Source organism: Ensifer aridi (assembly GCF_002078505.1).
Lineage (GTDB): Bacteria > Pseudomonadota > Alphaproteobacteria > Rhizobiales > Rhizobiaceae > Sinorhizobium > Sinorhizobium aridi.
In genome coordinates this window covers 286,649-302,293 of sequence record NZ_LUAV01000038.1, presented here as the reverse complement: position 1 = coordinate 302,293, position 15,645 = coordinate 286,649, and the positions used below count along the sequence as shown (strand labels likewise).

13 protein-coding genes are annotated in these 15,645 nt (G+C 62.0%); 6 read left to right on the top strand and 7 right to left on the bottom strand.

What is annotated here, in order from left to right; genetic code table 11:
• Window positions 1-57: 57 nt before the first annotated feature.
• From AYK65_RS30095 to AYK65_RS30075, 5 genes are all read right to left on the bottom strand, one after another.
• Window positions 58-1,134, bottom strand: coding sequence for an ABC transporter ATP-binding protein (locus AYK65_RS30095; RefSeq protein WP_026614692.1), 1,077 nt, complete (start codon window positions 1,132-1,134; stop codon window positions 58-60).
• Complete coding sequence (locus AYK65_RS30090; protein WP_081163121.1) at window positions 1,131-3,395, bottom strand: glycoside hydrolase family 2 protein; 2,265 nt, start codon at window positions 3,393-3,395, stop codon at window positions 1,131-1,133. Before AYK65_RS30090 ends, AYK65_RS30095 begins: the two co-directional genes overlap by 4 nt.
• A gap of 8 nt (window positions 3,396-3,403) precedes the next feature.
• Entirely contained in the window at window positions 3,404-4,225 is an 822-nt protein-coding gene (locus tag AYK65_RS30085; RefSeq protein WP_046117546.1) for a carbohydrate ABC transporter permease, read from the bottom strand.
• Window positions 4,222-5,121, bottom strand: a complete 900-nt coding sequence (locus AYK65_RS30080) for a carbohydrate ABC transporter permease (protein ID WP_081162994.1) — start codon at window positions 5,119-5,121, stop codon at window positions 4,222-4,224. Before AYK65_RS30080 ends, AYK65_RS30085 begins: the two co-directional genes overlap by 4 nt.
• Window positions 5,122-5,198: 77 nt before the next feature.
• Complete coding sequence (locus AYK65_RS30075; protein WP_081162992.1) at window positions 5,199-6,473, bottom strand: ABC transporter substrate-binding protein; 1,275 nt, start codon at window positions 6,471-6,473, stop codon at window positions 5,199-5,201.
• Between the two features lie 198 nt (window positions 6,474-6,671).
• Here AYK65_RS30075 and AYK65_RS30070 point away from each other — a divergent pair, with 198 nt between their 5' ends.
• Together AYK65_RS30070 and AYK65_RS30065 are read left to right on the top strand one after the other, a co-directional pair.
• Window positions 6,672-6,920, top strand: coding sequence for a type II toxin-antitoxin system VapB family antitoxin (locus tag AYK65_RS30070; protein ID WP_077068112.1), 249 nt, complete (start codon window positions 6,672-6,674; stop codon window positions 6,918-6,920).
• Window positions 6,917-7,330, top strand: a complete 414-nt coding sequence (locus AYK65_RS30065) for a type II toxin-antitoxin system VapC family toxin (RefSeq protein ID WP_081162989.1) — start codon at window positions 6,917-6,919, stop codon at window positions 7,328-7,330. The genes AYK65_RS30070 and AYK65_RS30065 overlap by 4 nt, the downstream gene beginning before the upstream one ends.
• A gap of 53 nt (window positions 7,331-7,383) precedes the next feature.
• On the opposite strand, the gene AYK65_RS30060 is transcribed toward AYK65_RS30065, so the two are convergent.
• Window positions 7,384-8,442: a LacI family DNA-binding transcriptional regulator gene (locus AYK65_RS30060; protein ID WP_046117550.1), complete on the bottom strand. Its 1,059-nt coding sequence runs from the start codon at window positions 8,440-8,442 to the stop codon at window positions 7,384-7,386.
• Between the two features lie 68 nt (window positions 8,443-8,510).
• Window positions 8,511-9,446, bottom strand: a complete 936-nt coding sequence (locus AYK65_RS30055; RefSeq protein ID WP_081162987.1) for an AraC family transcriptional regulator — start codon at window positions 9,444-9,446, stop codon at window positions 8,511-8,513.
• Window positions 9,447-9,643: 197 nt separating this feature from the next.
• On the opposite strand from AYK65_RS30055, the gene melA reads away from it, so the two are divergent.
• The 4 genes from melA (at window position 9,644) to AYK65_RS30035 (ending at window position 15,641) form a co-directional block, all read left to right on the top strand.
• Window positions 9,644-11,116: an alpha-glucosidase/alpha-galactosidase gene (gene melA, locus AYK65_RS30050; protein WP_026614684.1), complete on the top strand. Its 1,473-nt coding sequence runs from the start codon at window positions 9,644-9,646 to the stop codon at window positions 11,114-11,116.
• A gap of 187 nt (window positions 11,117-11,303) precedes the next feature.
• Window positions 11,304-13,385, top strand: a complete 2,082-nt coding sequence (locus tag AYK65_RS30045) for an ABC transporter substrate-binding protein (protein WP_081162985.1) — start codon at window positions 11,304-11,306, stop codon at window positions 13,383-13,385.
• 118 nt (window positions 13,386-13,503) lie between these two features.
• Entirely contained in the window at window positions 13,504-14,517 is a 1,014-nt protein-coding gene (locus AYK65_RS30040) for an ABC transporter permease (RefSeq protein WP_026614682.1), read from the top strand.
• Window positions 14,514-15,641 (top strand): ABC transporter permease, encoded by a 1,128-nt coding sequence (locus AYK65_RS30035; protein WP_026614681.1) that lies wholly within the window; start codon window positions 14,514-14,516, stop codon window positions 15,639-15,641. Before AYK65_RS30040 ends, AYK65_RS30035 begins: the two co-directional genes overlap by 4 nt.
• The last annotated feature ends 4 nt before the right edge of the window (window positions 15,642-15,645 follow it).

Genomic DNA, 15,645 nt, shown 5'->3' with positions numbered 1-15,645 from the left:
GATCAAGGCCGAACACTGGTGCGGGCTTTACGGTTCCATCTTTTGATCCGTCGCGCGCTACCGCAGCCGCTTGCCACTCGCATCGAATATCAGGGCGCAGGCGGGGTCGAAGCGGGCGGCGACGCGGTCGCCGGATTTCAGGCCGCGGCCGTTCTTCGTTTCGATCACGACCAATTCGCCTTTGCCGTGGCGGGCATAGGCGAAGGTCTCGCCGCCGAGATGCTCCAGCATGTCGATCGTCAGATCGAGGATTGCCGAGCCGCTCTCGTTGAAATGCTCGGGCCGGATGCCGATGGTGACCTCGGCCCCCGGCACCGCCTGCTTCAGCTTTATGGGGATCTTCGCGTCGCCGTAGTCGGGCAGGCGGGCGTGAGGCTCTCCGCCATCGCCGGGCTCGATCACGCCCCTGAGGAAGTTCATCTTCGGTGAGCCGATGAAGCCGGCGACGAAGAGATTGGCGGGGTCGTCATAGAGTTCCAGCGGCGAGCCGACCTGCTCGACCACGCCGCCGCGCATCACCACGATCTTGTCGGCGAGCGTCATGGCCTCCACCTGATCGTGAGTCACATAGACGATCGTCGCGGAGAGCTGCTTGTGCAGCCTCGCGATCTCTATGCGCATGTGCACGCGCAACTCCGCATCGAGGTTTGAAAGCGGCTCGTCGAAGAGGAAGATCTTCGGATGGCGGACGATCGCGCGGCCGATCGCCACGCGCTGGCGCTGGCCGCCCGAAAGCTGCTTCGGCTTGCGGTCGAGCAGGGGGCCGAGCTCGAGGATGCTGGCCGCCTCGTTCACCCGTTTCTCGATCTCGGCTTTGGGAACGCCGGCAAAGCGCAAGGCGAAGCCCATGTTCTCCCGCACCGTCATGTGCGGGTAGAGCGCATAGGACTGGAAGACCATGGCGATGCCGCGTTTCGACGGGTCGACATCGTTCATCCGAATGTCGTCGATCGTCAGGTCACCCGAGGTGATCTCCTCGAGCCCCGCGATCATCCGGAGGAGGGTGGACTTGCCGCAGCCGGAGGGGCCGACGAAGACGACGAACTCGCCCGACTTGATGTCGAGATCGACACCCTTGATGACTTCCAGGCCGCCATAGGATTTGCGGACGTCGCTGAGTTGCAGCTCGCTCATGCAGTTGCCGCTCCTTCGGCCGACGCCACGAGGTCCAGCTTTGCCGCGCCGAGACGCCACGACGTGACGATGACGGCGACATCGCCGGCGCTGCCGACCGACTCCAGCCAGAAGCCGGTCGTGCCACCCTGAAAGACGAGGTGTGCGGGGCCGATGAGCCGTGCCGGGCCTTGGACCTCGACATCGACCGCATCGTTCAGGAACGGCAGGATGTTGCCGGCCTGGTCGAGCGCACGGACGATGACGCGAACGCTGTCGCGGCCCTCGGCTCTGATCGTCTTGCCATCGGCCTCGATTTGAAGCGTCGTCGGCACGGGATCAGCGACCATGCGGAGATTGGCGACCCTCTTGCCGCCGGTGAAGCCGGTGAATTCGGCGCTCTCCCACTTCATGCCCCAGACCCCGAGCTCGTCCTTGGTGAAATGGCGGTGGTCGATGACGACGGGCGCATGCGGCAGATGCGGGAAGTTCTCGCGGTCGGGGCCGACGCGCTTCACGAGAGACCCGTATTTGAGTTCGATCTCGTCGCAATTGGTGAGCACGATCAGCGGCAGTACGCCGCCGATGTTGCGCTCGCCGCGCGCCCAGAAGGTGACGGGCTTCATCACCACCTCCTCCGACGGGTCGCATTGGCTTGCGTATACGTAAGCCGCGAACTTCGGTTCGCGGAACATGTCCATGACGCCGTGATAGCAGATGCGGTCGCCGGAGCCGAAATCCTTGTGGGTGTTGTAGTCGAACATGCACCAGCCGATCGCGCCGGAGATGCTCGGGTCCTCATGGGCGGCATTCAGCACCTCGAGGTGGCGGCGCACATGCTCGGCCTGCCGCTGCTCCTGGTCGTAGATCTTCGTCGGGTACATGTGGCCGCCGAACTCTGTGATGAGATAGGGTACCTTGCGCGAAAGCCCGGTGCATTCCTGCTGTGGCCTGAGCGCAGTGCGCGGGCGGTTTGACCCCGGCAGTTCTTCGTTGCCGAGGATGAAGTCGTTCATCGTATAGACGTCTTCCAAAAGCTCGCTATCGGTGATGTAGCGCACGCCGCCCGTCTGCCGGGTCGGGTCGAGCTCGCGGGCGAGGCGATTGGTCTCGACATAGAAGTCGTGCGAATCCTGCGACTCGTTGATGCGCACGCCCCAGATGACGATCGAGGGATGGTTCCAGTCGCGCTCGATCATCCGGCGGACGTTGAGGATCGCCTCCTCCTTCCATGCCTCGCCGCCGATGTGCTGCCAGCCCGGAATTTCCTCGAAGACGAGCAGGCCGATGCGGTCGCAATGGTCGAGGAACCACTTCGACTGCGGATAATGCGAGGTGCGTACGAGATTGCAGTGGAGCTTGTGCTTGAGCAGTTCCGCGTCGCGCTCCTGCGCCCGGCGCCCCATGGCATAGCCGACATAGGGGAAGGCCTGGTGGCGGTTGAGCCCTCGAATCTTCAACGGCCGGCCGTTGAGCCGGAAGCCGTCCACGGTGAATTCCGCCGTGCGGAAGCCGAAATGCGAGGACAGGCGGTCGCGGCCCTGGTCGGTCCGAAGCTGCACTTCCACCTGGTAAAGAACCGGGGCGTCGATGTCCCAGAGCGATAGCCCCTTGATGCCGGTCATTTTGAGCGTGACACTTTCGCCGCTCGTCTCGCCGACCGCTTCGGCGAGGAGTTCGCCTTCGCCATCCCTCAAGAGCGCCGTCACCGTGCCGGCGAAAGCGAGCCTCTGCGGATTGGAAAGGTCGCAGCGGACAGTGACCGACTTGGCGTCGCTCAGCACGTCGCGGGTCTCGATCTTGATGTTGGCGATCGAGACCGGGTCGGTGACCTTGAGCCAGACGTTGCGATAGATGCCGGCATAGGTGAGATAGTCGATCCGGCCGCCGAAGGGCGGGATCTCCGGATTCTCGCTGCCGTCGATCTTGACGGTGATCAGATTGTCGCCCTCGCGGAGCTTGCCGGTGAGGCGCGCTTCGAAGGGCGTATAGCCGTCCTTATGGGCGACGATCTCCTCGCCGTTGAGATAAACGACGGCGTCCGCCATCGCGGCGTCGAAGACGAGCGAGACCTCGCGGCCGGCGAAGTCGCGATGCCATCCGATGACCTTCTGATAGGTGAAGGCGCGCTGATAGGACGTCTCGTCGAAATAGTTGAAGGGGAGCTCGACGGCGTTGTGCGGCAGGCTCACGGCCTGCCCGGCTTTGAGTCGGCCGGCGTCCGCGGCGACGAAGCCTTCGGAGAACACCCATGAATCGTTGAAGGAAGTAACAGAGCGCATCATCTTTCCTATTTCACTGAGCCCAGCATGCCCTGGACGAATTGGCGTTGCATGAAGAAGAAAACGGCAAGTGTCGGCAGCGTCGCGAGGATCGTGCCGACCATAACCACGCCGTAGTCGGGGTAGTAGGCGGAGGCGAGCGACGAGATGACCAGCGTGATGGTCTTGGTCTCGTTCGACTGCAGCACGATCAGCGGCCAGAGATAATTGTTCCATGCCGTCATGAAGACGATGATGAAGGCCGCCGCGTAAGTTGACCGCATCACCGGCACGTAGATGAAGAGGAAGATCTGCCATTCCTTGAGCCCGTCGACCTTGGCGGCGTCGCGCAATTCCGACGGAAAAGCCTTGGTGCTCTGCCGGAAATAGAAGATGACGAAGGCCGAGCCGATCGAGGGCAGAACGACTGCCAAATGCGTGTTGATGAGGCCTGACTTGCCCATCATGATGAAGAGCGGGATCATCAGCGCCGCAAAGGGGATCATCAGCGTCAACAGCATGACGCGGTAGACCCGCTCGCGCTGGCGCGAGCGGAACATCTCGAAACCGTAGCCGGCGAGCGACGACACCGCGAGCGTCAGCACCGTCGCAAGAATGGTGACCTTCGCCGAGTTCCAGAAGACGAGCGGCACGTTCACGAGCGTGAAGAAATTGCCGACATTCGTCGCGAGCGCCTCGCCCGGCAGAAGGTTGCCCTTGATGATGTCGATCGAGGAATTGGTGGCGCCGAGCACCATCCAGATGAACGGGAAGACCGAGAGGAAGGCCATCAGCCCGAGAAAGCCATAGGTGAAGACCGCCGATGCGTTGCGCGTGACGCTGGTGTTCATCGGTCGCGCTCCCTTGCTGCGAAGAACTGGACGAAGGCGAGCAGCGCGACGAGGACGACGATAACGTAGGAGACCGTCGCCGCGTAGCCGAAATTCGGCATGAAGCGGAAGGTGAGATTATAGATATAGAGCGACAAGGTCAGCGTCGCATTGGACGGTCCGCCCTTGCCTTCGGTGAGATTATAGACCTCGTCGAAGAGCTGCAGCGTGCCGATCGTCGATATCACCGTAGTGAAGAGGATGACCGGTTTCAAAAGCGGTATGGTGATGTGGGTGAAGCGCGCCCAGGCAGGCACGCCGTCGATGCGGGCCACCTCGTAGATCGACTTGTCGATGTTCTGCAGCGCCGCCAGATAGAAGATCATGTTGTAGCCGGTCCAGCGCCAGGTGATGGCGATGATGACCAGCGTCTTCGCCCAGAAGGCGTTCGTAAGCCACGGGATGGGCGAGGCGATGATGCCGATCGCCTGGAGCGTCGAGTTGACGATACCGTCGGGCGCGAACATGCCCTTGAACAACACGGAATAGGCGACGAGCGAGGTGACGCAGGGCAGGAAGATGGCGGTACGGAAAAGCCCCCGGCCGACAAGGCGCGGATTGTTGAGGAGCGACGCCAGGATCAGCGCGAGCAGGATCATGATCGGCACCTGCACGACGAAATAGGTCATCGTGTTGGTGAGCGCCTTGATGAAGACCGGGTCGTTCCAAAGGCGGACGATGTTTGCGAAGCCGGCGAACTTCATCATCATGCCACGGCCGGACTGGAAGGACATCCAGAGCGACCAGAGGATCGGATAGATCATGAAGAGGGCGATCAGCCCGAGGGCCGGCGCGACGAAGAGCCAGCCATTGACGTCATAATATCGGCCGATGCCGCCGCGGCGCGCGTGAGCCATCGTCAACCTCATGGATGCGGGAATGTTGGCCGTGGCTCAAGTCGCCACGGCCCGCGAGCGGTGAAGGAATCACCGTCCTATTGGATCTGGCCGCTGATCTCGGACTCGATCGCCTTCAGCGCCTCGTCGACCGGCATCCCTTGGGTTAGCGCCGGCAGCTGCGCGGTGACCGCGAGGTCCGCCTCGTTGGTGAAGACGCCGTAATTGACCGACGGAACCTTCGCCAGCCAATCGGAGAAGTTCTGCCAGACCTTTTCGCCGCCGAAGAACGGATCGGCCGCTTCGTAGGCCGCACCACCGCGGGCGGCGAGCAGCGAACCGACGGCGCCACGCTCCTGCAGGATCTTCTGATAGAAATCGATGTCTTTGGCGTAGATCTCGTTCAGGAAGTCGATCGCTTCCGCTTTTTCCGCCGAGCTTTCAAGCACGTACCAGCTCGAGCCGCCGAGGTTGGAGGCATGCGTCGCACCTTCGATGCCGAGCGTCGGAATGGGCGCCACGCCCCATTTCCCGGCCTGGTCCGGCTGCGCTTTGACGGTGCCCGTGATCCAGACGCCGGCCATCACTGTCGCGACATCACCGGATGTGAAGGTGCCGACCCAGTCGGACCAGCCGTTGGCGGCCTTGTAGATATCGGCCTGCATGATTTTGCCGACCGTCTCGAGCGCCGCCTTCAGTGCCGCATTGCCGGTGATGTTCGTCTTGCCTTCCTTGTCGAAATACCATTGCCCGGCCGATTGCATCATGATGCGCACCAGCCCGGCATCGTTCGGGTCGAGGCCCATCATCTTCTTGCCGGTCTTGGTCTCCACTTGCCTGCCGATTTCGATGAAGCGGTCCCAGGTGAGGTTCTGCATGTCCTCGGGCTTGAAGCCGGCCTGCTCGAGGTAATCCTTACGATAGTAGAGCCCGGTGACACCGGAATCGAAGGGCATGCCGTAGACCTGACCGTCCAAGGTCATCACCTCGACCTTGTAGGGGGCGAAACCGGAATAATCGACGGTGCCGGAAAGGGGCGCGAAGGCGCCGGGGAAAGACTGGAGATATTTCTGCGCGCCATAGTCCTCGATGAGAACGATGTCGGGCAGCGCGTCGGCGGTGCCGGAAGCAAGGCCCGTCTGCAGCTTCTGCTCGACGTCGGTCTTGGCGAAATCGACGACATTAAAAGTGACGTCAGCGTGCTTCTTGGTATAACGGGCGCCGGCTTCCTTCATGATCGCGACGTTGAAGTTCGGGTCCCAGCACCAGATGGTGATTTCCTTCGCCTCGGCGGCAGTCACCGCCAAGAAGCTTGCGCTCGCCAAAGCGAGGCCGGCGATACGCGGCAGATAGGCACGCGCTAAAATGTCCATTGATTCCTCCCTCAAGGTTTGTTCCCCGAGACATCCTCTCTGTCTCGCGGCCGAGTATTTCTCAAAATTCTGCAGGAGGCAATATTTTCAGTAAATTTTTACCGCCGATTTGTGCCCGCCCCATGAGCCATCCAGATAGCTGCTGCCATCTTGATGGCATACCCGCCGTGGACTATATTGTTAAAAAAGGAGTTACCAATGGCTGCCCCGCAACTTTCCGTTCGAAGTGCTAAGGCGCGTGAACTCGCTCATCGGCTGGCACGGCGCGAGAACCGCTCGATCGCCGACGTGGTGGAACGTGCTCTCGAATTGTATGAAGTTCGAGAGGCCGGGCGAGAGCCCGCCGCGGCGTTTTACAAGCGCTTGTCCAAAAGCTACGGCACCGATGTCGACCTTGAGGCGGTGATTAGAGAGGAGCGGAAAGGGCATACAGGTCCTGAGCTTTGATTTTTGTAGACACCAACGTCGTATCGGAAACGCTGCGCAAGACCCCTTCCGAGGCTGTTATCGCCTGGCTCGTGCGCTACGATGCGGAGCTCGCACTTCCGACCGTTACGATTGCCGAAATAGCGTACGGCATCGAAAAGATCTTGCCAGATCAGCGCGCTCAACGGCTGCAGCAGGGACTCGCCGAGTGGAGGCAACGCTTCGCCGATCGGGTATTCGGTCTCACCGAGGAGGCGGCGATTGCTTATGGCGAGATCATGGGCGCTGCGTCGCGGCAAGGCCGTCTCATGTCGGCTCCCGATGGAATGATCGCCGCCATAGCCCGGATCAACGGCGGGCGCCTGGCTACGCGTAATATCGCGGATTTCGCAACGACGGGTCTCGAGTTGATTTCACCCTGGGACTTTTAGGGCGGGATGAGGAAACATATGCGCGGCTTTCGGCCCGCATCCCGCGCTCACTTCTAGAGCGCACCGGGCGCCGTAGCCTCGACCCCCGCCGTAGTCTCGGTCTGGGGGGTGCTGCCGCGCCAGACGATCTCGGTTCCGAGAACCACCTTCTTGGCGACTTCGCGTCCCGAAAGCCGCTCGAGCAGCAGGTCGACCGCCGTTTCCCCGATCAGTTCCGCCGGGATCTTCACAGTTGTCAGCGGGGGCCCCAGAAACTGCGCGACCGGAATGTCGTTGAAGCTTGCTACCGCGACGTCGCCGGGGATACTTAGGCCCAACTCGTGAATCGCCCTGTAGGCACCGAGCGCCATGTTGTCGTTGCAGGTGATCACAATTCTCGGCGGATTGGGCTTCGACAGCATCGCCTTGGTGAGCGTATAGCCGCTGTCGGGTGTCATGCGCTCGACCATGCAGAGTTCGGGATCATAGAAGCCCGCCTTGCTCATCCAGTCGATGTAAGCGCGGCAGCGGCGCTCCGAATGGATGTTGTCGGGCCCATAAAAGGCGTCGATCCAGCCGATGAAGCCGATCCGGCGATAGCCCATGCCGTGAACGGCTTCAAGGAGCCGGGTCATGGCGAGGGAAACGTCGCTTAGCACGGCATCGTCCGCGTCTCCCGCAGGTGCATAATCGGCAAAGACCAGGTGGCGGCTGTGGCGGCGCAGCCATTCGAGCTCGTCGCCATAATAGTGGCCGACGGCCACCACGCCCGAGGCACCCTCCAGCATCGCCGCTTCCGGCGAACTCCCGGTGAGGAAGACCTTGACGACCTCGCTCTTCAGCGCCTGACAGCGGCTTTCGATGCCGAGGCGGACGCCGACATAGTAGGGATCGGCCAGTTCCTGAGCGGGATCGAGGAAATGCACGAGCGCGATCTTCAGCCCTGCGCCGCCCGCTTGAGCCGCGGCGCGGCTGCGGTTGCGCGGCGTCGCATAGTTCAGCGCCTCGGCCGTCTCGATGATCGCCTGGCGTTTCTTGGTCGAGATCGACAGTGTCGGATCGTAGTTCAAGACCCGCGAGACGGTTGCTGACGACACGCCGACGGCCGATGCGATTTCCTTGATTGTGACCATTCTTTTTTAAGTCCCGCCTGTAGCCGCGCAGTGTATCACTCGTTTAGTAAAATTTTATCGCCACTTTTTCAATCGCAAGCAGCAGCAAGCGTGGTCACGGATTCGCTGGCCTTCGAAGTTTTGGCGGGTACGCTTGCATACATTCCGGTGGTGCGGAACTCGGTCGGGCTGGCGCCGAAGACGCGGCGGAAGACCTTGGCGAAATAGTTGGGATCCTCGAAGCCGGACATGATAGCCACTTCCTTGACCGGCAGGTCCGCGGTCTTGGTCAGAAGCTTCACCGCCCGCTGCAGCCTCTTCTGCAGCACGAATTCGGCCGGCGGCATGCCTTCGCTCGCGGCGAAGACCCGGGAGAAATGCGCACGGCTCAGGCCCGAGACGCGGGCGAGTTCCTCGACCGGCAGCGGTTTTTCCAAATTGGCCAGAATGTGATCGATGACGTGCTGCATCTTCCGGTACTCCTCGCTGAAGACCGGGTGCGACCCGAAGACATCGTCATAGAGCGCCATCGCCGCCTCATAGGCGATTGCCGAGGCGCGGCCCGGTGTCTCGCCGCCGGTGATGAGACGCAGACTGCAGTCGGCGAGATGCTCGACCGTCTCCGGCTGGAGCTTCAGAACAGGGCCGGTGACGGCGAGAATGGCCCGATGAATTCTGAGCGCCTCCTCGCCGTTCATCGAGATCCAGAAGAACTCCCAGCGCCCGCCTTCCTCCAGCCAGTAGCGGTGATTGTGCGGCACGAGCAGGAGCAGCGTCTCGCCCGGCCGCAAGCGGTAGGTGCGGCTTTCGTAACGTAAGTTGCCGGCGCCGCCGATCGTGTGCTGCAGCACGGTAAAGGGCGTCTGGCCGCGCTTTCGCCCGTCCCAATCGTAATTCGCATCGGTCCTAATCTCGTAGCCCGTGCTTGTCGGCATGGTGTGCAGGCTCTGGCGTCCGCGCGGCAGCGAGACGGTCCGCATCACCGGCCCCCGATGGATCAATTGTTGCAGCACAGAATTACCCATGAAAGCACAATACCTCTCTAGTCGCGTCGCCGATTATGCACATAATGCCCACAGATCGCGCAAGATGCCGGGGTTATCCGGCGTCTGAAGCTGGGTTTTGGCGAGGAAGGGGCCGCATCGATGCCCCCAATCAATTCGATGAATTGATTTTACCCTTATAGCGCGAATTACGCATGACGAGGAGGGAAAAGAGTACCATGGGCAGCTTCAAGATCGCCATTATCGGCGCCGGCAGCGTGGGTTTCACCAAGAAGCTTTTCACCGACATCCTGTCCGTGCCGGAGCTGCGGGACGTCGAGTTCGCCTTGACCGACGTGAGCGAGCATAATCTTAACATGATCAAGACGATCCTCGACCGGATCGTCGAGGCAAACGGGCTGCCGACGCGCGTGACGGCAACCACCGAGCGCCGCAAGGCGCTCGAAGGCGCGCGCTATATCATCAGCTGCGTGCGGGTCGGCGGGCTCGAAGCCTATGCCGAAGATATCCGCATTCCGCTGAAATACGGTGTCGACCAATGCGTCGGCGACACCATCTGTGCCGGCGGCATACTCTATGGCCAGCGCAACATCCCGGTGATCCTCGATTTCTGCAAGGATATCCGCGAAGTGGCGGAGCCGGGCGCGAAGTTCCTGAATTATGCCAATCCGATGGCGATGAACACCTGGGCGGCAATCGAATACGGCAAGGTCGACACGATCGGTCTCTGCCACGGCGTCCAGCACGGGGCCGAGCAGATCGCCGAGATTCTCGGTGCCGGGGAAGGTGAGCTCGATTACATCTGCTCCGGCATCAATCACCAGACCTGGTTCATCGACGTGCGGGTGAAGGGCCGCAAGATCGGCAAGGACGAACTCGTCGCAGCCTTCGAGGCGCATCCGGTCTTCTCCAAGCAGGAGAAGCTCCGGATCGACGTCCTGAAGCGCTTCGGCGTATACTCGACCGAAAGCAATGGGCATCTTTCCGAATACCTGCCCTGGTACCGCAAGCGTCCGGACGAGATCACCAAATGGATCGACATGTCGGACTGGATCCACGGCGAGACCGGCGGTTATCTGCGTTACTCGACCGAGACCCGCAACTGGTTCGAGACGGAATATCCGCGCTTCCTCGAAGAGGCCGGCAGACCGCTCGAGACGATCAAGCGCTCGAACGAACATGCGAGCCACATTCTCGAGGCGCTCGAGACGGGGCGCGTCTATCGCGGCCACTTCAACGTGAAGAACAATGGTGTGATCACCAATCTGCCGGCGGATGCGATCATCGAGTCGCCCGGCTTCGTCGACCGCTTCGGCATCAACATGGTATCCGGCATCACGCTGCCGGAAGCCTGTGCCGCCACCTGCATCTCGTCGATCAATGTCCAGCGCATGTCCGTCCATGCGGCGATCACCGGCGACATCGATCTCCTGAAGCTTGCGGTGCTGCACGACCCGCTGGTCGGCGCGATCTGCACGCCGGAGGAGGTCTGGCAGATGGTCGACGAGATGGTCGTCGCCCAAGCGAAGTGGCTGCCGCAATATGCCCACGCGGTCGACGCGGCAAAGGAACGACTCGCCCGCGCGACGGTGAAAACCCGCGACTGGAAAGGTGCCGCGCGACGCGATGTGCGTTCGATCGAGGAGATCCGCGCCGAGAAGGAAGCGGCAAAGCTGCGCGCCGCCGGCTAGGTCCTTTGGATAGAGGAGAAAATGGCGACGGGCGTCACCCCCTCTGGCCGCAGAGGGGCAAACCGCCGGTGCGCATATTGATTTAACGCCGCGAGGACATCTGCGTAAGGAGACGCGGGTGCTCGTGGCCAATGGAGGAGCGCCAGCCGCCTTGGCCTGGCGAATACAGGAGGGAGAACCTGAGGCAATGAAAACGCACCGACTGAAAACAACGGCGAGCCTGCTGATCGGCATATCCGCCTTCGCCGTGCAGGCCTTTGCGTCCGAACCGACCGTCGTGCCCGAGCAGCCGCCAGTCCCGGCGCAGGGCAAGATCACCTATGTGCCACGCGATTCCATTCTCGAGTTCAAGGCATTGTCCGAATACAAGGAACCGGAATGGGTGACGGAGAAATTCGTCGAGACCGGCAAGCTGCCGCCCGTCGCCGAGCGCCTGCCGAAGGAGCCGATGGTCTTCAAGACCGGCAACATGCCGGACGGAATGGGCGTCTATGGCGACGTCATGCGCCATGTCATCGGCGGCCGGCCGGAGGGCTGGAACTACAGCGCCGGCCAGACGCAAGGGTGGGGCGGCATCGATATCGGCATGTTCGAATGCCTGACCCGCACCGCACCGCTCTTCCAGGTCGAGGCCTCCGACGTCGAACCGCTGCCGAATCTCGCCAGGAGCTGGGAATGGTCCGAGGACGGGCACAGGCTCACCATGCATCTGATCGAGGGCGCAAAATGGTCGGACGGCGATCCCTTCGACGCCGACGACGTGATGTTCTACTGGGACGACAATGTCGTCGACCCGAACGTTTCGCCACTGAACGGCGCCACGCCCGAGACCTTCGGCGAGGGAACCACGCTCAAGAAGATCGACCAGTACACGATCGAGTGGACCTTCAAGGACGCCTTTCCGCGTCAGCATCTCTATGCCATGGCCTACGGCACCTTCTGCCCCGGCCCGTCACATATCCTGAAGACCAAGCATCCGAAATATGCCGGCACCACCTATGACCAGTATAAGAACGGTTTCCCGCCGGAATACATGAACCTTCCGGTGATGGGTGCCTGGGTTCCGGTCGCCTACCGGCCGGACGACATCATCGTGCTTCGCCGCAACCCCTATTACTGGAAGGTGGACGAGGCCGGTAACCAGCTCCCCTATCTGAACGAGGTCCATTACAAGCTCTCGACCTGGGCCGACCGCGACGTGCAGGCCATCGCCGGTTCGGGTGACTTCTCGAACCTCGAACAGCCTGAAAACTTCGTGGAGTCGCTGAAGCGCGCGGCCAATGAATCGGCCCCGGCGCGGCTCGCCTTCGGTCCGCGCGTCATCGGCTACAATCTGCGCATGAACTACTCGGCCAATGGCTGGGGCGAGCCGGACGAACGTGGCCAAGCGGTGCGGGAGCTCAACCGCAACCTCGACTTCCGCAAGGCCGTGACTATGGCGGTCGATCGCAAGAAGCTCGGCGAGGCGCTGGTGAAGGGGCCCTTCACGGCGATCTATCCGGGCGGGCTTTCCTCCGGCACGAGCTTCTACGACCGGAACTCGACCGTCTATTATCCCTATGACCTCGAAGGCGCCAAGGCGCTCCTTGAAAAGGTCGGCTTGAAGGACACGGACGGCAACGGCGTCGTGAACTTCCCGGAAGGGACCGCCGGTGGTGCCGACGTGCAGATCGTGATGCTCGTCAATTCGGACTACGGCACCGACCGCAACCTCGCGGAAGGCCTGATCGGCCAGATGGAACAGCTCGGCCTCAAGGTGGTCCTGAACGCGGTTGACGGCACCAAGCGCGACGCGACGCAATATGCGGGCAAGTTCGACTGGCTCATCCGCCGCAACGACCAGGAGCTGACCTCCGTCGTGCAGAACACGACGCAGCTTGCGCCGACCGGTCCCCGTACGAGCTGGCATCATCGTGCGCCGGAAAGCGGCCAGGTCGATCTCCTGCCGCACGAGAAGGAGCTCGTTGACATCGTCAACAAGTTCATCGCCAGCCAAGATAACGAAGAGCGGGCGGAACTCATGAAACAGTTCCAGAAGATCTCGACGACCAATGTCGACACGGTCGGTCTTACCGAATATCCGGGTGCGCTGATCATCAACAAGCGCTTCTCGAACATTCCTCCGGGCGCGCCGATCTTCATGTTCAACTGGGCGGAAGACACGATCATCCGCGAGCGGGTCTTCGTCGCGGCCGACAAGCAGGGCGACTACGAGCTCTATCCTGAGCAGCTTCCCGGCAAGCCCGGCGACGCCGGTCCGATCAACTGAAACTGAACCGCGCCTCCCGGCTCCGAAGCCGCGGAATCGGGAGGCGATGCCATTTCACTCGGCGGCGATGCCGGCAACACCGGCATCGCCCTCGTAAAACCGACAGAAGGAAACGGCCATGCTCAGATTTCTGCTGGTCCGCGTCGCCTCTGCCATACCGGTGCTCTTCGTCTTGAGCGTGGTGACCTTCGCCATCATCCAGGCGCCGCCCGGAGACTATAGCGACTACATCCGCTCGCAGCTCATCAACCAGGGTGGGGCCTCTTTCGAGGAGGCGGATGCCCAGGCCCAGGCCTATCGCAAGGAGCATGGTCTCGACCAGCCGCTGCCGCTCCAATACGTCAATTGGGTCACCGGCATCGTGACGCGCGGGGATTTCGGCCACAGCCTCTACTACAACAAGCCGGTTGCCGATGTCGTCGGCGAACGCCTGCCGCGCACGCTGGCGCTGGCGCTCGTCTGCCACATCCTCGCCTCCGTCATCGGCATCGGTTTCGGCATTCTTGCCGCGACGCGGCAATATTCCTGGGTCGACAGCCTGCTTTCGACCGTTTCCTTCCTCGGCATGACGGTGCCGCGCTTCCTGATGGCGCTGATCATCGTCTATATCCTCGTCTTCCATTTCAATGTGAGCGAGATCAACAGTTTCCATTCCGCCCGCTATGGCGGTGCGCCCTGGTCCTGGGACAAGTTCGTCGACCTGGTGAAGCATGTCTGGCCGGTCGTGGCGATCGCCACCTTCGGCGGGCTCGCCTACAATATGCGCGTCATGCGCGGCAACCTGCTCGACACGCTGAACGCCCAGTACGTCGAGACGGCGCGCGCCAAGGGCTTGAGCGAGGGCGCCGTGGTGATGCGGCATGCCGTTCCCAATGCGCTGCACCCGCTCATCATGTATCAGGGCGTCGTGCTTCCCTACATGCTGACCGGCGAGATCGAGACGGCGATCATCTTCGCGCTGCCGACCGTCGGCCCGGCGATCGTCGGCTCCATGTGGGTGGGCGACGTCTATGTGACCGCGACCTTCATGCTGGTTCTCTCAGCAACGCTGATCGTCGGCAACATCATCGCCGACATGCTTCTCGCCGCGCTCGATCCGCGCGTGCGCATGGGAGGAGGGGCCTACGCATGAGCATCGAAGCCCACAGCACCGTTCCGGTCGCGATCGAGCCGGAAGAAAAGCATCATCACGAGAGCTATACCGCCCTGGTCTGGCGGCGGCTGAAGCGCTCCTGGACCGGCCTGCTCGGCCTCATCCTCGTCAGCCTTCTGATCCTCATGGCGGTCTTCGCCGATTTCCTCTCGCCCGTCGATCCGAAGGCGACCGGGGTCGCCTTCGCGCAGCCGCAGACGATCAGCTTCCGAGACAAGGAAGGCAATTTCGTCTTTCCGCCGCGCAGCTATCCACTTCGGGAGGGGGAAGAGCTCGACCCGATCACCTTCCAGCCGATGATCGGTCCCGACTACGACAATCCGCAGGTCCTCGGTTTCCTCGTCAAGGGCGCGCCCTATAGGCTCTTCGGGCTGATACCGGCCGAGCGCCATCTCTTCGGCGCCGTCGACGGCACGCCGGTGCATCTGCTCGGCACCGACAAATTCGGCCGTGATGTGCTCTCGCGTATTCTGTACGGCTCGCGCATCTCGCTGATGATCGCGCTTGTCGTCGTCTCGATCGTCACCGTGGTCGGTACGACGGTCGGCATGGTGTCCGGCTACTTCGGCGGGCGATTCGACGCCTGGGTGCAGCGCTTCGTCGAGCTCGTGCTTGCTTTCCCACAATTGCCGCTCTATCTGGCGCTGGCCTCGCTGATCCCGGTCACAGCGCCGACCAATGTGTTCCTCGCCTTCGTCATCATCGTGATGTCGGCGCTCGGCTGGGCGCAGATGTCGCGGGAAGTCCGCGGCAAGACGCTGGCGCTGGCGCGGATCGATTATGTGCGGGCGGCGATCGCCATCGGCGCGACCGACCGGCGCATCATCTTCCAGCATATCTTCCCGAACGTGATGAGCCACGTGATCGTCGCGGTGACGCTTGCCATCCCGCAGGTGGTTCTGCTCGAATCCTTCCTTGGGTTCCTGGGCTTCGCGGTCAAGCCGCCGCTCATCTCCTGGGGGCTGATGCTGCAGGACACGGCCAATTATTCGGCGATCGGCTCTTATCCCTGGATCCTCTCGCCCGTCGCCTTCGTGCTCGTCACCGTCTTCGCCTTCAATGCGCTGGGTGACGGTCTGCGCGACGCAATCGACCCCTACTGAGGAG